At 62.4% G+C, this 19,971-nt stretch carries 15 protein-coding genes, 1 other RNA gene and 1 pseudogene; 10 read left to right on the top strand and 7 right to left on the bottom strand.

Annotation, left to right across the window (positions count from 1 at the left end; all coding sequences use genetic code 11):
* Positions 1 to 651: 651 nt before the first annotated feature.
* Positions 652 to 1,920, bottom strand: coding sequence for a site-specific integrase (locus LE197_RS18660; protein WP_226034096.1), 1,269 nt, complete (start codon positions 1,918 to 1,920; stop codon positions 652 to 654).
* A 236-nt stretch (positions 1,921 to 2,156) separates the two neighbouring features.
* Between LE197_RS18660 and istA the strand changes: the two are divergent.
* The 5 genes and pseudogenes from istA to tnpC all read left to right on the top strand — a co-directional run.
* Positions 2,157 to 3,705 (top strand): annotated as a pseudogene (istA, locus tag LE197_RS18655) (IS21 family transposase); the annotation flags it as partial.
* A gap of 21 nt (positions 3,706 to 3,726) precedes the next feature.
* Positions 3,727 to 4,476: an IS21-like element IS1474 family helper ATPase IstB gene (gene istB / locus LE197_RS18650; protein ID WP_126621874.1), complete on the top strand. Its 750-nt coding sequence runs from the start codon at positions 3,727 to 3,729 to the stop codon at positions 4,474 to 4,476.
* A gap of 454 nt (positions 4,477 to 4,930) precedes the next feature.
* On the top strand, positions 4,931 to 5,221 hold the full coding sequence (gene tnpA, locus LE197_RS18645) for an IS66 family insertion sequence element accessory protein TnpA (RefSeq protein WP_004423344.1): 291 nt from the start codon (positions 4,931 to 4,933) through the stop codon (positions 5,219 to 5,221).
* A complete protein-coding gene (gene tnpB / locus LE197_RS18640) occupies positions 5,218 to 5,562 on the top strand; it encodes an IS66 family insertion sequence element accessory protein TnpB (RefSeq protein WP_004423345.1) in 345 nt (114 codons plus the stop codon). The genes tnpA and tnpB overlap by 4 nt, the downstream gene beginning before the upstream one ends.
* 28 nt (positions 5,563 to 5,590) lie before the next feature.
* Positions 5,591 to 7,222: an IS66 family transposase gene (gene tnpC, locus LE197_RS18635; RefSeq protein WP_004423346.1), complete on the top strand. Its 1,632-nt coding sequence runs from the start codon at positions 5,591 to 5,593 to the stop codon at positions 7,220 to 7,222.
* A 69-nt stretch (positions 7,223 to 7,291) separates the two neighbouring features.
* On the opposite strand, the gene LE197_RS18630 is transcribed toward tnpC, so the two are convergent.
* The 3 genes from LE197_RS18630 to LE197_RS18620 all read right to left on the bottom strand — a co-directional run bounded on the left by LE197_RS18630 (position 7,292) and on the right by LE197_RS18620 (position 11,251).
* On the bottom strand, positions 7,292 to 9,859 hold the full coding sequence (locus LE197_RS18630; protein ID WP_226034095.1) for a site-specific integrase: 2,568 nt from the start codon (positions 9,857 to 9,859) through the stop codon (positions 7,292 to 7,294).
* A 99-nt stretch (positions 9,860 to 9,958) separates the two neighbouring features.
* Positions 9,959 to 10,311: a transfer-messenger RNA gene (gene ssrA, locus LE197_RS18625) on the bottom strand.
* A gap of 61 nt (positions 10,312 to 10,372) precedes the next feature.
* On the bottom strand, positions 10,373 to 11,251 hold the full coding sequence (locus LE197_RS18620; RefSeq protein WP_010793874.1) for a hypothetical protein: 879 nt from the start codon (positions 11,249 to 11,251) through the stop codon (positions 10,373 to 10,375).
* 87 nt (positions 11,252 to 11,338) lie between these two features.
* Here LE197_RS18620 and LE197_RS18615 point away from each other — a divergent pair, with 87 nt between their 5' ends.
* Positions 11,339 to 12,022 (top strand): TetR/AcrR family transcriptional regulator, encoded by a 684-nt coding sequence (locus LE197_RS18615; RefSeq protein WP_003085795.1) that lies wholly within the window; start codon positions 11,339 to 11,341, stop codon positions 12,020 to 12,022.
* A 108-nt stretch (positions 12,023 to 12,130) separates the two neighbouring features.
* Complete coding sequence (locus tag LE197_RS18610) at positions 12,131 to 13,072, top strand: alpha/beta fold hydrolase (RefSeq protein ID WP_003085798.1); 942 nt, start codon at positions 12,131 to 12,133, stop codon at positions 13,070 to 13,072.
* A gap of 134 nt (positions 13,073 to 13,206) precedes the next feature.
* Here the strand turns inward: LE197_RS18610 and LE197_RS18605 are convergent, their stop codons facing one another.
* Positions 13,207 to 14,040, bottom strand: a complete 834-nt coding sequence (locus LE197_RS18605; RefSeq protein WP_003109433.1) for a metal-dependent hydrolase — start codon at positions 14,038 to 14,040, stop codon at positions 13,207 to 13,209.
* A gap of 124 nt (positions 14,041 to 14,164) precedes the next feature.
* Between LE197_RS18605 and oruR the strand changes: the two genes are divergently transcribed.
* From oruR to LE197_RS18590, 3 genes are all read left to right on the top strand, one after another.
* Complete coding sequence (oruR, locus tag LE197_RS18600; protein ID WP_003114220.1) at positions 14,165 to 15,184, top strand: ornithine utilization transcriptional regulator OruR; 1,020 nt, start codon at positions 14,165 to 14,167, stop codon at positions 15,182 to 15,184.
* 101 nt (positions 15,185 to 15,285) lie between these two features.
* Positions 15,286 to 15,927: an MBL fold metallo-hydrolase gene (locus LE197_RS18595; RefSeq protein ID WP_003085806.1), complete on the top strand. Its 642-nt coding sequence runs from the start codon at positions 15,286 to 15,288 to the stop codon at positions 15,925 to 15,927.
* Between the two features lie 105 nt (positions 15,928 to 16,032).
* Positions 16,033 to 16,746: an OmpA family protein gene (locus tag LE197_RS18590; protein WP_003085808.1), complete on the top strand. Its 714-nt coding sequence runs from the start codon at positions 16,033 to 16,035 to the stop codon at positions 16,744 to 16,746.
* A 69-nt stretch (positions 16,747 to 16,815) separates the two neighbouring features.
* On the opposite strand, the gene LE197_RS18585 is transcribed toward LE197_RS18590, so the two are convergent.
* A complete protein-coding gene (locus LE197_RS18585; protein ID WP_003085811.1) occupies positions 16,816 to 17,730 on the bottom strand; it encodes an acyltransferase in 915 nt (304 codons plus the stop codon).
* A gap of 126 nt (positions 17,731 to 17,856) precedes the next feature.
* Complete coding sequence (pta, locus tag LE197_RS18580; protein ID WP_003114221.1) at positions 17,857 to 19,971, bottom strand: phosphate acetyltransferase; 2,115 nt, start codon at positions 19,969 to 19,971, stop codon at positions 17,857 to 17,859.

The raw sequence follows: 19,971 nt of genomic DNA, 5'->3' as shown, positions 1-19,971 counted from the left end.
ACTCACGCGACACGCTTCATCTTCATTCAGCGTGCGCATGGAGCAAGAGCCCGCGCAAGTGTTTGTCATCAAAAGAAAAAGCAGCCGCGGCAGGCCGCAAAAAAAGCGACCAAGGCAGTTGGGTGAGCTAGGGTCGAAGAATGAGTGGCACGCAAAAAGGCTTGGCAAAAAGGACGTCTTTGGTTATACGGATCTATGATAACGCTTTGATTTATAATGGATTTCTCTGAAATATAACCAAGAAAAACAGTGCCGGTACGGGCATTCCCTGCGCCTAAACTGGCAACGTGGGTGCCCATAGTGACTGTTTTGGGTGCCCGAACAGGCATCGCAGGTGCCGCTTGTGGCAGAGTAAGTGTGTTGCACCTCCGCTTTGCGACACCTCGGGTATCACAACTGGTTGTGCGGCATGGTGGGGGTATCGCATTTCCCTGTTGCGACACGCATGTCGTGTCGCAAAGCTGGCTGCTATTGCAGTCTCCGTCGCAGGGGGAATCTGGTGCTGCTTCCATGGATCTGGTGGGGGCATTGGGTCGTCTCCTGCGCTTGAGGGCAGGCTTCTAAAATGCAAAAGGCCGCCTTGATGGCGACCCTTCCCAGCCCTTCATCGCATCATATCCAGTTGACAATGTTGCTCTGTGTTATGAGGGGCTAGTGCAGCGTCTTCTTGGCTTTCCGGCCTCGCTTACTGCGTCCTGCCTGGCTGCCCATCAAATGTTTGAAGTGCTGCCAGTTGATGGTTGCCAAGGGCAGGTTGTAGCTCAGGTTGCGCTCCAGAATATCCCGCAAAATCAGGGACTCCGGCTTTTCCAAGTAGTGTTCGGTAGTGACCTCTAGCTTGCCCTCGGTGTGCCCCAGCAGATGTGCGATGGTGGTTTCGGGTACACCCGACTTCTGAAGCCGTGTCGCGAAAGTGCGACGGAAGCTTTTAAAGTTGAAGCCACCGTTGAGGGCTACAGGGCAATGCTGTCCGATGAAGCCCGCTCCTGTCACAGGCCCGCAGAAGAAACGGCTCGCGGCACGTGAGTACAGATGCTTTTCGTCAAAGCGCAGTTCTGAAAAAAGCAGGGCATTCGGGCCTTCTGCCTGGCGCCGCTCCATCACGAAATCTAGGAAACCCATTTCGATCAGCTTCGAGCAGACAGGAATCTCGCGCCTCGATGACGAATTTTTCAGAGACTTGTTGAAGCCGTTGTCGTTAATGCTAATCAGCGGCACGCCGTGAACATCGTGGAACACGTCGTGAACACGTAGCTGGCAAAGCTCGTTGAGCCTGGCTCCCGTGAAGATACCGAGTGGCATCAACCAGAAACAATAGCTCTGGGCATCGTGGCGTACATGGGCTATCGGTGTCCCAGGATCGTATGCCTGATAAGGCCAGCTATCGAAGAGACCAACGAGGTTGGAGTCCAGAAGCGCTTTCGTCTCTACCTGAGATTTAGTCTGGCAGCCATGTACTTTCACAGGCTCAGCAAGCAACTGATCGTTGACAGCTTCGTTGATCATTCTGTTGAAGAGCTGGAAATAGCCTTGCAGGTTGCCCCCTTGGCTCTGCGATGTGCTGTTCTGCTTCAGGAGAGCAGGAAGCTGGTCCTTAAGAGTCTGAATATCCGCACTGCTGAGTTCACAAACTCGCCGCTCTGGATTTTCTGCAGTGAGAACGCGTTTGATCTTCTCCATGCGTGCTCGGAGCATGTACTCGTTCTTGGCGCTGTAGTCGTTCGAGCGCAAAAAGCGAGAGAGCACGGTATCTAGGTATTCACTCAAAAGGGGAGAGTAGTGATAACGGTTGAGCGCATTCACGACCAGTGACAAGTGCGGAATGGCTAGCTCAAGAGACTTTTCATGGCCAGGAGCGGCACTTATGAAAAGGCCATTGAAGAAAGGGATGGATAGATTGGGGGTACGATTTACATTCATGTTAGCCTCACTGCGGATTTCGGAGCATCGTGACCGGCCGTTTCGGTAGATCGTGACCGGTCATTTCGCTAACGCGTGACCGCTCATTTCGGTAGCAACGTGACCGATTTTCCGCCCGTTCCGAAACCGGCGGTCACGGCTTACCGAAATCGCCGGTCACGGCTTAGCGAAAGCCTTCCCTCTCGTTGCGCATGACCTGATGCGCCGTCACCCTCGCCCGATTTCGGGAGGGGAAGATGGCGGCGCCGCGAGTAGCCATGCGAAACATCAAAGAATGTCTGCGCCTCAAGTTCGAGGCCGGTTTGTCCCACGAGAAGATCGCCCGCGCCTTGCAGTTGTCCAAAGGCGTGGTCAGCAAATACGTCACGGCGGCGCGCGTGGCCGGACTGGACTGGCCGGCGCTGGCGGCCATGGACGAGGCCGCACTGGCGGCCGCCTTGTTTGCGTCGGCGCCGACAAACAAGCCGCGCGGTGAGCGGGTGCCACCCGACGTGCTGAGCATCCACCGCGAGCTGCGGCGCAAGGGCGTGACCTTGCCTGCTGTGGGAGGAATATCTCGCCGCGCATGCGGGCCAGCCGACCTACCGCTACACCCAGTTCGTCGAGCACTACCGGCGCTACGCCCAGACGCTCAAACGTTCGATGCGCCAGGTGCACCGCGCGGGCGAGAAGCTGTTCATCGACTATGCAGGGCCGACGCTGCCGGTGGTCGACCCGGCCACCGGCGAAGTCCGCCGGGCGCATATCTTCGTCGCCGCCCTGGGCGCCTCGAATTACACCTATGCCTGCGCGACGCCGGGCGAAACCCAGGTGGACTGGCTGACTTCGCTGGGCCAGGCACTGACCTACTTTGGCGGTGTGCCGGAGATGGTTGTGCCGGACAATCCGCGCGCCCTGGTCGCCCAGCCAGATCGCTACGAGCCGGGTCTGAACCGGGCAACGCTGGAGTGTGCGCGGCATTACCAGACGGTGATCCTGCCGGCCCGGCCACGCAAACCCCAGGACAAGGCCAAGGCCGAGGTGGCGGTGCAGGTGGTCGAGCGCTGGATCATGGCGCGACTGCGCCACCGGCAGTTCTTCAGCCTGCATGCGCTTAACCAGGCCATCGCCGAGCTGCTGGAGGAGCTGAATCGACGCCCGTTCAAGCGCCTCGATGGCTGCCGGCGCGACTGGTTCGAGCGCCTGGATCGCCCGGCCTTGCGAGCGCTGCCGGTACATCCCTACGAGGTCGCCAGCTTCAAGCGCTGCAAGGTCAACATCGACTACCACATCGAGGTCAATGGCAGCTTCTACAGCGTGCCCTCCGCCCTGGCCCGGCAGAGCGTCGAGGTGCGGCTGACAGCGCACACCCTGGAAGTGCTGCATGGCAACCGGCGCGTGGCCAGCCATGTGCTGCTGGGCCGTCGCGGCGCCTACAGCACCCAGCGCGAACACATGCCCGCCGCACACCAGGCCCATCGCGAATGGACGCCGCAACGCCTGCTCGACTGGGGCGCGCGGATCGGCCCCTACACGCGCCAACTGATCGATCACCAGCTGACCCACAAGCCGCATCCGGAGATGGGCTACCGCGCCTGTCTCGGCCTGCTCTCGCTGGCTCGTCGCTACGGCAATGCACGCTTGGAAGCCGCCGCCGAACGGGCCGTCCAGCTGCGCGCCTTCACCGGGCGCAGCGTGCGCAACCTGCTCCAGCAAGGCCTGGATCAGCAGCCGCTGCCCACGCGCACCGCCGAAACGAGCTTACCCAGCGACCACGAGAACGTCCGTGGCGCCGACTACTACCACCCCCGCAACAGGAGCTGTTCGATGATGCTGCAACACACCCTGAATCAACTGCACCAGCTACGCCTGGACGGCATGGCCCGCGCCCTGGAAGAGCAATGGACGCTGCCGGCCAGCCACAGCCTGAGCTTCGATGAGCGCCTCGGCCTGCTGCTCGACCGCGAACTGGCCTGGCGTGACAACCAGCGCCTGGTACGGCTGCGCAAGAAGGCCAAGCTCAAATATGCCAACGCCTGCCTGGAAGACCTCGACCGCCGCCCTGGCCGCGGCCTGGATGAGCGCCTGATCGCCAGCCTGGCAGGCGGCGACTGGATCCGCCAGCAGCACAACCTGCTGCTGACCGGCGCGACCGGCGCCGGCAAGACCTGGCTGGCCTGCGCCCTGGGCAACCAGGCCTGCCGCCAGGGCTACAGCACTCTGTACCTGCGCACCCCGCGCCTGTTGGAGCAACTGCGCATCGCTCATGGCGACGGCAGCTTCGGCCGTACCCTGCAACAGCTGGCCAAGGTCGATGTCTTGGTGCTGGACGATTGGGCGCTGGCCCCGCTGGAAGAAGGTGCCCGGCACGACCTGCTGGAAGTGATCGACGACCGTGCCGGCAACCGCTCCACCATCCTGGCCAGCCAGTTACCAATCGAACACTGGCATGGCTGGATCAACGACCCGACCCTGGCCGACGCCATCCTTGACCGCCTGGTGCACAGCGCTTACCGACTGACGTTGAAGGGCGAGTCACTGCGCCGGAAAAAAGCTGAGGAGCAAACCGCATCGTGACCGATGCGATTACAATCCACAACCCGCGCAACCGGGGCGGAAGCACCGGTCACGTATTAGCGAAACGCTCGGTCACGTTCACCGAAATCCGCACCTCACTATGGGTGAGGTCTAAACATAATGCTGGTTATATATACAGTCAATACTCTCTATCGAATTTTCCATCTTGATAGATTTTATTGACAATTTGTCAATATCGAAAAGCCTTGCTAGCAAAGGGGAAATGTCAGATTTCCCCTTTCTCCGGTCTCAGAAATTATTTTTGGATAAATGACTTCCAATGCCGCTTTTCGGACCAACTTGAGCTCTTGAGGGAGGCTTTTCCTCTAGGCCGTCCTACCTTGAAGGAGCCTTGACGGTCTTTCAGAAGTAAGCGTTCATTCCAAGACATCCTGCCATCCCGCTGACTTCCGCCCTAGAGTGACCTCGCATTCAACAACGCGAGGTTATTTCCATGAGAAAACACCGCACCGCAGAACAGTGGCAAGTCCTAATCGGTCAGCAGCGTGACAGCGGCCTGTCGGCCACGCAGTTCTGCAAGGAGCACAAACTCGGTTATGCCAGCTTCTGTAGTTGGCGCAAGCGCCTGTTGAGTCAGCCGGTCGGTGAGGCTGCGGATTCTGGTTATGCCAGCTTCCTGGATCTGTCATCGCTGATGGATGACTCGGCCTCTCCCGGAAGCGGCTGGAATATCGTGCTGAGCCTGGGTAATGGTGTTGAGCTAAGGCTGAGCCAGATCAGATGATCGGTCTGGATAGCCAGGCCCGGATCTGGCTGTGCACCGAGCCCACGGATATGCGTAAATCCTTCCGGGGGCTGAGCGCTCTGGTCCGCAATCAACTCAAGCAAGATCCGCTCAGCGGGCAGTATTTTGTCTTCGTTAACCGTCGCAAGACCCAAATGAAGATGTTGTATTTCACGCCCACGGGCTACTGCCTGTGGGCCAAGCGACTGGAGCAGGGGCAGTTCCGGGTACGGCCGTCTTCTTCGGGACAGCGCCCCTTAAACCTGACTGATCTCCAGTTGCTGATTGACGGTATCGAGGTGCAAAAGTACCGTCAGTTCAAGCGTTTTCGGGGCACGTAGCGGGTTGTGTTCCGGTATAATATCGGCCATGAATTCAATGGCTTCCGCGTCCTATTCCAACGCCCCTTCCTACTCGGTACTGGCCGAGGAGAATGCCCTGTTGCGTGAGCAGCTACAGGTCATGCAGCGGCAGTTGGACTGGTTCAAGAAGCAGCTGTTCGGCCCCAAGTCCGAGAAGCAGGTGTATGACCTCCCGGAGCAGGGCGGCCTGTTCCAATCGAATGATGCGGCTAGCCCGGAGAAGCCTCTCGATGCGGAGAAACGCCCGGTTCGGGCTTATCAGCGAGGCACCGGAAAGAAACAGCGGGACGACGACTGCCTGAACGATACGGGTCTGCGTTTTACAGCGGACGTGCCAGTGGAAGTTGTTGAACACCTGCCGCCGGAGCTAAGCGGCCCCGACGCCGACCAGTACGACATCCTTGGCACCAAAACGACCTATCGGCTGGCCCAGCGGACGTCCAGTTACGTGGTGTTGCAAGTGGAACGCCCCGTATTTCGGCGCAAGGGCAGCGACAAGCCCGTGACCACGCCGGCCCCGTCCAACGTACTGGACAACAGCCTGGCCGACGTCAGCTTGTTGGCGGGTCTGATGGTCGACAAGTTCCAGTTTCACCTACCGCTGTATCGCCAACACCAACGCATCCAGCAAGCGGGTATTACCCTCAGCCGCAGCACCCTCACCAATCTGATCAAGCGATCTATTGATCTGCTGCGGCCGATCGTGGATGCCCAGACCGACAATGTTCTGCGCAGCCGGGTGTTGGCGATGGATGAGACGCCGATTAAAGCTGGCCACCAGGGTCGGGCAGGCCCACAAAAAGGCAAGATGAAATCCGGCTGGTTCTGGCCGTTATACGGCGATGCCGATGAAGTGGTGTTCACTTACTCGAACAGTCGAGGCCGAGCCCATATCGAGCAGGTACTGAACGAACAGTTCAGCGGAACTCTGATCAGTGACGGCTATGCTGCTTATGCCCGCTATGCCGCCGCACAGCAGAACATCATCCACGCGCAGTGCTGGGTGCACAGTCGTCGTTACTTCATTGAGGCGCAGAAGGACCACCCGATAACTGCCACCGAAGCCCTTCAGCAGATTGCCAAGCTATACACCAACGAAGAAGAGATCCGCGTCCAGCAACTGACCGGCGAAAAGAAACGCCAGTACCGGCTGCTCCACTCAAAGCCGGTGGTCAGCGACTTCTTCCAATGGTGCCGGGATCAACTGGCACAGGGCGGTCTGCTGCCCAGTGATTTATTGACCAAAGCACTGAACTACGTGCTCAGCCGTGAAGCCAGCCTGACCGTCTTCCTGGAAGACCCAGACGTCCAGCCAGACACCAACCACCTGGAACGGGCCCTGCGCCCCATTCCCATGGGACGCAAGAACTGGCTGTTCTGCTGGACTGAACTCGGCGCGGAACACGTGGGCATCATCCAGAGCCTGATCACTACGTGCAAACTGCACGACATCAACCCGTACACCTATCTGGTGGACGTGCTGCAGCGCATCAGTCAGCACCCGGCCAGCAAGGTCGCTGACCTGACGCCTCGGCTCTGGAAGACCCGGTTCGCCGATAATCCGTTACGCTCGCTGATCGATCCGCGCCATTCTGATCGACAGACCGCACAGCCAAAGGGCACCCTCCATGCGCATTGAAGACATGAGCATCGATCAGCTATTGGAGCTGAACCGAATGATCTGCCGGCGCATTGATGAACTGCAAGATCAAGAAAACCTGCAGGCGCTGAGTCGGCTGCACGTGGGGCTGAAGGTGACCTTCGAAAGCCGAACTGGCTTGACTATGGGGATCGTCACCAAGATCAACCGCAAGAGCGTGATCGTCCTGGCCGAGAACGGCACGAAACAGTACAAGGTCTCACCGGAATTGCTAAGGCCCCTTCGGGACGTAAAGTAAGTCCAGTACGTCGTGGAATGAACGCTTACTTTCAGAAGCAGGTATTGGGAGTAATGAATATGCTCAACGGGGACCTCGAAGTCGATCTTGTCGAGCTCTTCCTTGAGAACATAGCTCGGATAGCAATCTCCATAGCCACCCGTGGTGCTGCGGTCCGCGTGCCCGACTAGGGCCTTGCCGATCAGCATGTCGAGCTTCTGCCGACGGAATTGGTTGATGAACGTATGCCGCAGGCCGTGGAAAGTCAGCTCGTCATCGCCCAGCCCGCATTGACCCAGGTAACCTTGGTCTTCCTTGCTGGAGCCGATAAACCAGCGGCTTGCCACATGCCCAGGCGACAGATCGCCATACACGCGGATGTTGTCGAAAAGCTGGGCCGACAGATCTCCGTCATTCGCATCCAGGCGTTGCTGATGAAACTCTAAAAACCCAGCTTCAAGAATGGCTTTATGCAGCGGCACGAGGCGCTCGGAGTCCGCCGTTTTTAGCTGACGTGCACCAGAACTGCTGATGCTGATCACCCAGACACCAAGCTCCTCGCGGATATCCCCGAGGCGAAGTTGGCAAAGCTCACTCAAGCGAGCACCGGTATAGAGGCCGAGCAGTGGCAGCCAGAAGCGATAGTCATCCAGTCGCCAGCGCGGAGGTTCTTTGAGGGTATACGCGGGGCCATTAAGCAGTTGCTCAATCTGCCGGTGAGTGTAGGTGCGCTTGCGTGGTGAGGGGGCGCCTTTCGTGCTGAACACCAGGCCAGCGGCAAGGTTCTCTTTCAGATAACCCTGGTCGTGCGCATAGCCGACGACCGCCCGCGCTAGCTCAAAAAACTTCTTAGCTGTGCGCGCATTGATGGGCTCGTACTTGCCACCCTGGATGATTTGGCTCAAGGGCTGATAGCGTGTGGCCCGCAGGCGGTGGCGGTTTTTCGGATAGCTACGGAGCTGATCGCGCAGTGCGTTGAAGTCTGAACGGCTCAAAGAGTCGAGTGTCCTGTGACCACCAATGAGCTCGGCAAGTCCTTCGAGACGTGCATGCATCGTGATGCGTGTGCGCGGATTGCTCCAAGCCCCTTCGCGGATTTGGCGCTCTTCGAACTCATTGACGAGTGCAGCAAAGTTGAGCTGCTCAGGATTGCTCAAGCCCGCTGGAATCAAACGGTCATTACTTGCCGGGGTGTCAAACAGCGTGGCCAGTTTCGTTTTTTGTGCCTCGGGCAGAACGCTGCTCAGCGCACTGAGCAGTGCCAGGGTGCCGGGATCCTGGGGGGCAGGAGGGGCGTCATTTGCAGCGACCAGCTCCGGAAGTGAAGTCATCGGTTCGGCTGGCGGGATTGGCCCTAGCGTCCGGCGAATCAGATCGCTGATTTCTTGCATTGCACGCTCATAAGCATCAGTCGAAGTGTGCTCCACAAAGCTCTGCAGCAAGATCTTATCGATCTGAATAAGCGTTGCTTGGATCATCAGCAACGCGACGATCGGCGAACTGGTCAGCAGTTCGACATTGATTTCAGACGGGCGCTGAGGGTTCGCTTTCAGGCGAGGGTGGCTGAGCGGAATACGCAGAGAATAAAGCCCGCTTTCTTCTTGCACGACTACGAAACGACTGCAGATTTCAAGCGAGTCGATGTCCACTTGCTGCTGATTCAGCCAGAAGCCGACGGCGTATGCAGATTGGGGCAGGCTCGGCGGAATGTGCAGCAGATTCCGGCCCTGGTCCGGGCGCGCGAAGCACAGATATTCATAGAACGACATCAGAGAGACGAGAGGATGCCCGGGGGCGTAACGGATACCTGTGAGCGGCAGCGTCTCTAGAGCTGTGATGGCGTTGTAGATGTAGATCGCTGCGCTGTTTGCCACTGCGGGGTCGCGAGTACCGAGAGGCCAGTCGAAGCGCGTGAAGCCGATATTGAGGACTTTCGTTAGCTTCTGACTAGGGAACAGCGCGAAGTGTATTTCTCCGCCTGGCTCTTCAGTAAAGAGAACCGGGTGCTCTTGGCATTCCCTCATCAAACGCTCATAGCCCGGCGTGGGGTCAATGGATGCGAGCTTGCTGGGAGAGGGGCGAATACGCCACACCATCCGCGTGCTCTCCAAATTTTGCTGCACGAGGTGGTGTAGTTCTTCGAGCTCGAAGAGAACGTTATGCGAGGAGAATCGAACACGGTCCTCATTGGTTTTTTGCAGGAATTGCTTGAACCGCAGGTTCAGATGCGCAGCCAGGTTGCGAGCAAGCGCTTCGTCATAACCCAGAGACCAGCGGATTTGCGCTGGTAGCTGTGGGTTGAGCGCGAAATGCTTGGGAAAGGTGAGGTAGTACTGAAAGCCGGTTTTGGCTTGATAGACCAGGTGCTGAACACCGGTTTTGCTTTGACGCTTGGACATGATGGCATACCTATTTGGATTCACAGTTGGACTGTGTGAAATCCATTGCCATCAAATCGTGTCTGAAACCCGCGGTTTAGACGGGTTTCAGACTGTATTTGGTGGAGCCGGGGGGATTTGAACCCCCGTCCGCCAGCTCTCCGCTATCGGTTCTACATGCTTAGCCAGCTCTACTGAGTTAACTCCGCGCCGCCCGAGTGGCAGGGTGCTTGGAGCGAGCTGTATGAGTTTTAGCCGTTACGTCTACAGCGAACTTGGCGGCGATCCTGTTCTATCTGACAGTCGTTTCGGGTTTACAGGCATCCCCTAGCGACTGCTAGCCGCATTAAGCAGCTAGAGCGTAGTTGTCGTCGTTGGCAACTATAAGTTTGCAGCAGCGAATTTACGAGTTCTGCTACCAGCTCGGCATGCCCCTCAAGTTTTGTTACCGGCGTCGAATCCTAATCGGCCCCAAAACCTTGACAGGTCGACGACCAGTCTACGGCAAAGGGCTGCGAGAGTCCAATCCGCCGCTCATAAACCTTTGACGCCGCTGGGTTTCCCCTCCGGAGGCGGGCTCAGGTCCAGGGCTTTGGCCGGTGCCTTGGCGTTCCGCCCGGGCGCCAGCTGTTTTTCCACGTCGGCCTGGATCGCCTGCAACACCGGTTGCAGGTCGCGCATGTTGTCGCGGACCTCGGGGTAAGGGTGGTCCTTGGCGAAACCGGCGATGCGTTCCAGCAACTGGGCGCGCACCGGGGAGGGCAGGTGGATGAACAGCTCGGGCATTTCCTTGGCCAGTTCGGCGGAGTAGAGCACCAGGTCCTGGCGCTCGAACTGGGCGGTGAGGCCGAGGTAGTCGAGAGCGCTGCCGGTGAGCATCGCCGCGGCCGCCTTGGTTTCCTGCATGCCCTGCAGGCGCGCGGGGTTGCGCTGCTCGGCCTGGGACAGGGTCATCCAGAATTCGACGGTGAGGGTGAACAGGATCGACTGCTCGCGCAGCGAGTAGCTCATCAGGCCCAGCGCCTCGGCGCCGTAGGGCTGCTTGGCGGCGCGGAAGTCGAAGTACAGGCGCATTAGCTCCTTGAGCTTGAACAGTACTTCGCGGGCCTCGTTCTGGCGGATCTCCAAGGGGCTGTAGATGTTCAGCTGCGGGCGGAAGTTTTCCTCGCTAACCATGCGCAGGTAGAGCGGCCCGGTGAATTCGCCGCTGCGTCGCGGCAGGGCGTTCTTCTGGGTTTCCTCGATCTTCTTCAGGGCGTCGATCAGCACCTGGTAGTCGTGGCTGTCCCAGGGCTTCTGGATGTCCGGGATGCGCTGGCCGAGGTAGTAGAGGTCGGCGGCCGCGAGCGGGCGGCCGAGAACCAGTAAAAGGATGGCCAGCGGCCAGAGCAGGCGGCGTGATAGGGTCGGCACGGACTTTCCTTGCGGGGCGCGTGGATCGGCCTAGGTTAGCGATGGCCGGGGCCGCCGTCACCCCGCGCTTCGATTGGGGCGGACGGGATGGCAACGGCGCAGTGGGACGGCTTGCAGGCGGTATTCGAGGATCTCGGCGGCTACGGCGCGCTGGCGCGCCAGGCGGCGCAGGGCGAGGGGCCGCTGGTGGGGCATCTGCAACGGACCAACATCCAGCTCGCGGCGATCCCGGTGTTCACCCGCAAGGGAGTCGCCGAGACCACGGTCAACGACCTGCTGGAGGCGGCGCGGGTCTCGCGGCGGACTTTCTACAAGTATTTCGCCGGCAAGCTGGAGGTGCTGGAAAGCATCTACCACAGCGCCGTGCAATTGCTGCTGGCGCGCTTCGGCGGGCTGCGCAGCGAGGCAGGCAGCGACGAGGACTGGCTGCGGGCGATGGTCTCGCTGTTCTTCGACTACCACCTGGCGGTCGGTCCGATCATCCGCATGATGCAGGAGGAGGCCCTGCATGCCGGCTCGCCGCTGGCGGCGCACCGGCAGCGCGCGCACCTGAAGATTATCGAGCTGTGGGCCGAGCGCCTGGGCGCCCAGGGCGCGGCCCACGATGCGCTGACCTACCGGGTGCTGATCTGGGCGATGGAGGCGGCTTCGCTGGAGCTGCTCAATGCCAGCGACCCGCTGGAGCTGCCGCGGGTCAAGCGGGTGCTCGGCGACCTGCTGGTGGGTACGCTCTGTCCCAGCACCCAGGCTCCGACGAGACTGCAAGGGTAACAGCCGGGCAATCGCCGCTCGCGCCTACAGAACCTAGGTTGGGCTCGCATCCCGCCGTGGCCATGCTCTGATGCCCTGTCATAACAACAAGACGGGAGACGTGCGTCCATGTCCGCGACACCCTATCTGCTGCAACCGCCGCTGGCGGTCGGATTCGCCCGCCTGGGCTTCGGCTCCCTCTCGCTGGAGTCGTTGCGCGAGCGCTACGCCGCACCGTCCAGCGGCTCGCGCTTCATCGAGCTGGACGGTTTCCCGCTGCACTACCGCGACGAAGGCAGCCGCGACAAGCCGGTACTGGTGATGATCCACGGCGTAGTGGCCTCGCTGCACACCTGGGACGACTGGGTGAAGGCGATGTCGCCGTACTTCCGCATCGTGCGCTTCGACGTACCGGGCTTCGGCCTGACCGGGCCGGGGCGTGACAGCCGTTACTCTGGCGAGCGCATGGTGGCGATCCTCGGCCAGTTGCTCGATTTCCTGAAGATCGACAAGGCCTCGATCGCCGGCAACTCCCTGGGCGGCTATATCGCCTGGAACTTCGCCCTGGCGCAGCCGCAGCGGGTGGAGCGGCTGGTGCTGATCGACCCGGCCGGTTACCAGATGCGCAAGGTGCCGTGGATGATCGCCTCGGCGGCGCTGCCCGGCTCGACCCTGGCGATGCCGCTGTGGATGCCGCGAGCGCTGATCGCCCAGGGCATCAAGGAAGTCTATGGCGAGCCGGGGCGGATCAAGCCGGGGGTGGTCGACCGCTACTACGATCTGAGCCGCCGCCCGGGCAACCGCAAGGGCATGATGGAGATCTTCCGCGTGTTGCTGAAGGTCAACCGCGAGGAACTCGGCACCTCCGGCGAACGCATCGCCCGGATCGTCGCGCCGACCCTGCTGATGTGGGGCGAACGCGACCGCTGGATCTCGCCGAAGCACGTACCGCTGTGGCAACGCGACCTGCCGGGGATCCAGGTGAAGACCTATCCGGGCGTCGGGCATATCCCCATGGAGGAGATTCCCGAGCAGACCGCGGCGGATGCACTGCGCTTCCTGATGGCCTGATCCCAGGCCTTCATGAAGAAGCCCGCGCTGGTCAGTCGCGGGCTTTTTAATGCGTGGACGAAAGGCCGAAATACCAGGCAGGGCAGGGAAGCGATGCATGCCCCTCTCGCGGCGCGGAGGGGCGGCGAGGAGGGTCAGGCGGCCTTCGGTTCCGGTTCGAATTGGTCGCGGTACTGCTCGATGAGGTGCAGGTTATTGTGCTGCCAGGGGTGGAAGTCCTTCTTGTAGAAGTCCAGGTACACGCCCACCAGCGAGCGGAACACGCCGTCCTTGCCCCACAGCCACTTGATGCCGTCGCGCCAGACCTTGAAGTTCCACAGCAGGCCGTCGCGCTTGAGCATGTGGACCAGGCCCTTGGTGGTGTCGAGGGCGAAGAAGAAGGTGCCCTGGACCATCGCCCGGCGGCGCAGCCTGGCCTTGCCGTTGACCAGCATGAACACGTCGTAGGCCACCGCCTTGTGCTCGGTTTCCTCCAGTGCGTGCCAGCGCCACAGGCGGGCCATGGTCGGGTCGGCGCCTTCCAGCCACCTGGGGTTGCTCAGCAGGCCGTCGGCCATGATCGCGGTGAGGTGCTCCAGGGCCGCGGTGGCCGCCAGTTGCCGCGACGGGTGCAGTTTCTGCTGGGCGAAGCGGATGCGCCGTTTGGCGCCGCCTTCCAGGCGGTCGATGTCGTAGCCGAGGGCGCGCAGGCGGTCGCTGTAGACCAGGTGCTCGCGGCTGTGGTGGCCTTCCTGGCCGATGAAGCCACGGATCTGTTGCTTCAGCGCCGGGTCCTCGACCCGTTCGCGGTAGTGGCGCACGGAGTCGATAAAGAAGCGCTCGCCATCGGGGAACAGCACCGACATGGCGTTGAACATGTGGGTCTTGAAAGCGTCGCCGCTGTGCCAATGGCGCGGCATCGGATCGGGCAGGTCGAAGTCCAGATGACGCGGGCGGATCTCCAGACCTTCGGGGGTGGTGCTGGCCATAGCGGCTCCCTGTGATGGTGAAGGACCATGGGATCGACTATCGCTTGCGGGGGATAGCCTCACAAGGTTATCTTCTGCCAACTTTCCGGTCATATCCGGCCAGCGGTCAGAACAATAAACAGCCATGAAACAACCGCTCAATTTCACCGCCGAACTGGTGCCGGTGGCCTATGCCGAGGCACTCCTCGATCTTGTCGCGGAGTACGGCGTATCCCGCCAGGCGCTGTTCGACGCTGCGCGGGTGCGTCCCGAGGTGCTGGACAGCCCGAACGGCCGCCTGTCCTTCCTCGACTTCAACCAGCTCACCTACAGCGCCCAGGCCCTGTGCGGCGAGCCGGCGCTGGGGCTGGTGCTCGGCCAGCGCCTGAACGTCTCCGCCCACGGCATCCTCGGCTACGCGGTGCTGTCCAGCGCCAACTTGGGCAAGGCCATCCAGTTCGCCCTCAAGTACTACCGGGTGCTCGGCCTGGCCTACGAACTGGAACTGGTGCTCGATGACGGCCGCGCCGAGTTGCGCGCGGTGGAGTCGATGCCGCTGGGCGCCGCTTCGGTGTTCGCCGCCGAGGGCCTGATGGCGACGCTGTATTCCATCGCCTGCTTCCTGGTCGGCGAGCCGTTGCAGGACGTGCGGGTCGGCTTCGCCTATCCGCCGCCGGCCCATGCCCGGCGCTACGCCGAGGTGTTCGGGGTGGCCGCGGAGTTCGAGCAGCCCTGGCACTGGCTGAGCATGCCCAGCGAGTACCTGGAACGACCGATGGCGCTGGCCAACCCGGCCACGGTGCAGATGTGCGAGCAGCAGTGCGAGGCGCTGCTGGCCACCCTGGACGTCCAGGAAGGCCTGCTGACCCGTGTGCGCCGCCTGCTGCTGGCGCGTCCCGGCGACTTCCCCGATCTCGAACAGGCCGCCCGCGAACTGCACACCAGCGGGCGCAGCCTGCGCCGGCACCTGTCGTCGTTGGGCACCACCTACCAGCAGGTCCTCGACGATGTGCGCAAGCGCCTGGCCCTGCAATACCTGACCACCACCCAGCTACCGCTGTACGAGATCGCCCTGCTGCTCGGCTTCAACGATTCGTCGAACTTCCGCCGGGCGTTTCGCAAGTGGACCGGCAAGCTGCCCAGCGACTACCGCGAAGCGCCCTGAGCCGACGCCGGCGATCCTCGGCAGCGGATGGATGTGCCATGCTTGGCGTTTCATAGAAATCCATGGCGCGCTTGCCGCGCCGACCGTGATCGGAGTCTTGCATGTCGACATCCCCCGCGCTGATCCGCGAAACCTTTCCCGTCGGGCCTTTGCAGTGCAACTGCACCATCATTGGCGATCCGCTGACCAGGAAGGCCATCGTCGTCGATCCGGGCGGCGACCACGAACTGATCCTGCAGCGCCTCGACCGCCTCGGCCTGCAGGTGGTCAGCATCATCCATACCCACGCGCACCTGGATCACTTCCTCGCCTCCGGCGAGATGAAGAAGCGCACCGGCGCCAGCCTGCACCTGCACAAGGACGACCAGTTCCTCTGGGACAACCTGGAGATGCAGTGCCAACTGTTCGGCGTGCCCTACACGCCGGTGCCGGCCCCGGACCGCTGGCTGGCCGACGACGAGGAACTGGCCTGCGGTTGCGGAGTGGCACTGCACACGCCGGGGCATACGCCGGGCTCGATGAGTTTCTGGTTCCCCCGGGCGAAGCTGCTGATCGCCGGCGACACCCTGTTCCGCCGTGGCATCGGCCGCACCGACCTGTGGGGCGGCGACTCGGCGGCGATCCAGCGTTCGATCAGGCAGCGTCTGTACAGCCTCGACGAGGACGCCACGGTGGTCGCCGGCCATGGCCCGGACACCACGCTGGGCGAAGAGATGCGCGAGAACCCCTTCGTCAGGGGCTGAAAAGGATTTTTCCGAGCATCGGGAATTTTGCCACTTGGCTATGCTCTAAGATATCGGCCGCCCCTCACGCAGGGGCGTTTCAGTACCTCGAGGAGTAGTTTTCCCATGTTCACCTCCCGTTGCCTGCCTCTGGCCGCAGCCGTCACCGCACTGGCGCTGCTCGCCGGTTGTGCCAACAACAACCCCTACGACACGCAAAGCCAAAGCCAGGGTGGCATGAGCAAGACGGCCAAGTACGGCGGACTGGGTGCGCTGGCCGGCGCCGTCGCCGGCGCTGCGATCGACCACAACAACCGTGGCAAGGGCGCGCTGATCGGCGCTGCCGTTGCCGGCGCGGCCGCCGCGGGTTATGGCTACTACGCCGACAAGCAGGAAGCCGAGCTGCGTCGGCAGATGGAAGGCACCGGCGTGGAAGTGCAGCGCCAAGGTGACGACATCAAGCTGATCATGCCGGGCAACATCACCTTCGCCACCGATTCGGCGAACATCGCCCCGAGCTTCTACGCGCCGCTGAACAACCTGGCGAACTCGTTCAAGCAGTACAACCAGAACACCATCGAGATTGTCGGTTACACCGACAGCACCGGCAGCCGCCAGCACAACATGGACCTGTCCCAGCGTCGTGCGCAGAGCGTGGCCGGCTACCTGACCGCCCAGGGCGTCGACGGCACCCGCCTGAGCACCCGCGGCATGGGCCCGGACCAGCCGATCGCGAGCAACTCCACTGCCGACGGTCGCGCGCAGAACCGGCGCGTCGAGGTCAACCTGCGACCGGTTCCGGGCGCCCAGGGCCCGGCGCAGACCCAGCCGCAGTACTGATCGCGGCCTGGACGAAAAAGCCCGCCATTCGGCGGGCTTTTTCATGGGCGCTGGTCGGCGCTCTTCGTCCTACGCCTTGGCGTTACCGGGAAACTCGCGGTGCAGGCTGTCGAGCAACTGGTCCTTGCGCTCCCACAGCTGGTTGACCCATTGCTGGAATTCCGCGCGGTAGCCGGCGTCCTGGTCGTAGCTCTTGCCGACGAACTGGCGCGGAATCTCCAGTTCCTCGAAGCGCACCACGACGTCCTTCAGGCGTCCGGAAAGCAGGCACCAGAAGGTCGGGCTGCCGTCCGGGTAGTGGATGGTCACGTTGACCAGGGTCTTCAATTGCTCGCCCATGGCGTCGAGGACGAAGGCGATACCGCCGGCCTTGGGCTTGAGCAGGTGGCGGAACGGCGACTGCTGCTCGTCGTGCTTGGCGCGGGTGAAACGGGTGCCTTCGAGGAAGTTGAACACCGCTACCGGGATGCGGCTGAACTTGGCGCAGGCCTTGCGCGTGGTCGCCAGGTCCTGGCCTTTCTTCTCCGGGTGCCTGGCCAGGTAGGCCTTGCTGTAGCGCTTCATGAAGGGGAAATCGAGGGCCCACCAGCACAGGCCGATGATCGGGACCCAGATCAGTTCCTGCTTGAGGAAGAAGCGCAGCAGCGGGATGCGTCGGTTCAACTGGTATTGCAGGACGAGGATGTCGACCCAGCTCTGGTGGTTGCTGGTGACCAGGTAGGAGTGTTGGTACTCCAGGCCCTCCAGGCCCTGGACGTTCCAGCGGGTGCGCTGGACCAGGTTCATCCAGCCCTTGTTGCAGGCGATCCAGCCTTCGGCGATCAGGCTCATGATCTTGCTGCACAGGCGCTGGGCGGCGGCGAACGGCAGGAGCAGCTTGACCAGGGTCATGCCGAACAGCAGGCAGGCCCAGCACAGGGTGCTGGACACCAGCAGCAGGCCGGCCAGGGAGCCGCGCAGGAAATGGGGGAGAAACGACAGCATCAAGGAGTCCTTGTACGTAGGCGCCCGGCCAGGGCCGGGCGCGTGGAGCGGGGCGTGGTCCCGCCGTTCACATGGCACATCCTCGTGCCTGGCCGAAGCCAGTGCCGCCCACTGGGCGGCGTTCCTTCAGGCCGGGGCCTGGGCGTCCGCCTGGATGGCGGTGAGGGCGATGGTGTAGACGATGTCTTCCACCAGCGCGCCGCGCGACAGGTCGTTCACCGGTTTGCGCAGGCCTTGCAGCATCGGCCCGACGCTGACGCAATCGGCGCTGCGCTGCACCGCCTTGTAGGTGGTGTTGCCGGTGTTCAGGTCGGGGAAGATGAACACCGTGGCCTGCCCGGCCACCGGGCTGTTCGGCGCCTTCTGGCGGCCGACGCTGGCGATGGCGGCGGCATCATACTGCAAGGGTCCGTCGATCAACAGGTCGGGGCGCTGCTCGCGCGCCAGGCGGGTGGCCTCGCGAACCTTGTCGACATCCACCCCGGAACCGGAGTCGCCGGTGGAGTAGCTGATCATCGCGACCCGTGCCGGGATGCCGAAAGCCTGCGCCGACGCGGCACTCTGCACGGCGATCTCGGCCAGGTCACTGGCCGAAGGATCGGGATTCACCGCGCAATCGCCGTAGACCAGCACCTGGTCCGGTAACAACATGAAAAACACTGACGACACCAGGTTGTAGCCGGGCGCGGTCTTGATCAGTTGCAGCGCCGGGCGGATGGTGCTGGCGGTGGTGTGGATGGCGCCGGAGACCAGGCCGTCGACCTCGTCCAGGGCAAGCATCATGGTCGCCAGGACCACGCTGTCCTCCAGTTGCTGCTCCGCCATCGGCGCGTTCAGCCCCTTGCCCTTGCGCAGCTCGACCATCGGTTCGACGTAGCGCTGCCGCACCAGGTCAGGGTCGATGATCTCCAGGCCTTCCGGTAGCACGATGCCCTGGGCCTGGGCCACTGCCTGGACCTCCTCCGGCTTGGCCAGCAGCACGCAGCGGGCGATGCCGCGCGCCTGGCAGATCGCCGCCGCCTGTACGGTGCGCGGCTCGCTGCCCTCGGGCAGGACGATGCGCTTGCCGGCCTTCTGCGCGCGTTGCACCACCTGGTAGCGGAACGCCGGCGGTGACAGGCGCAGCTCGCGCGGCGTGCCGCAGCGCTGCTTGAGCCATTCGAAATCGATGTGCCCGGCGACGAACTCGGTGACCCGCTCGGCGCGCTCGCGGTCGTCCACCGGGATTTCCTTGTTCATCCGGTTCAGGTTGGTCGCGGTGTCGTAGGAGCCGGTGGCCACCGACAGCACCGGCAGGCCGCCCTGCAGGGCGCCGCGGCAGAGTTCCATGATCCGCGGGTCGGGCGGGAAGTCGCTGCACAGCAGCAGGCCGGCCAAGGGTACGCCGTTCATCGCGGCCAGGCTGGCGGCGAGGATGATGTCGTCGCGGTCGCCGGGGGTCACCACCAGCACGCCGGGCTTGAGCAGTTGCACGGTGTTGGGCACGGCGCGGGCGCATAGCACGATCTTCTGCACCCGGCGCTGCTCATAGTCGCCGGCGTTGATCACCCGTGCGCTGAGCAGGTCGGCGATGTCGCGGGTGCGCGCGGCGTTGAGTTCGTCCTGCCAGGGAATGCAGCCGATCAGGCGGAAGTCGTCGCGCAGCAGCGGCGAGTGTTCGGTGAGGCGCCGGGCGAAGTCCGCCACGCCGTCCTCGGCGTTGGCCGCGTCGGCCTCGCCGCGGACCTTGTTGAGGATCACCCCGAGCACCTTCGGATCGCGCGGGCCGCCGAACAGCTGGGCCTGGATCTCGATACGGTCGGTCAGTTCGGTGAGCGTCTCGTTTTCCGGCGCGGAGACCAGGATCACCTCGGCGTCGAGACTCTTTGCCAGGTGGAAGTTGACCCGCGCGGCGTAGCTGGCGTGACGGGTCGGTACCATGCCTTCGACGATCACCACGTCCTTGTCGGCGGCGGCGCGCTGGTAGAGGCTGATGATCTCTTCGAGCAGTTCGTCCAGTTGGCCGTCGCCGAGCATCCGCTCGACCTGGGCCAGCGGCAGCGGCTTCGGCGTATCCAGGCCGTGGGTGCGCGCCACCAGTTCGCTGGAGCGCTCCGGGCCGAGGTCGCCGGGATGCAGCTGGGCGATGGGTTTGAAGAAGCCGACCTTCAGCCCGGCGCGTTCCAGGGCGCGAAGCAGGCCGAGGCTGATCGAGGTGAGGCCGACGCCGAAACCGGTCGGGGCGATGAAGAAGGTATGCAT

Origin of the sequence: Pseudomonas sp. PS1(2021) (genome assembly GCF_020405165.1) — a bacterium.
In the GTDB taxonomy this organism is placed as follows: Bacteria; Pseudomonadota; Gammaproteobacteria; order Pseudomonadales; family Pseudomonadaceae; genus Pseudomonas; species Pseudomonas aeruginosa.
The sequence above is the reverse complement of the archived record's forward strand: the minus strand, read 5'-3'. Positions and strand labels throughout refer to the sequence as shown.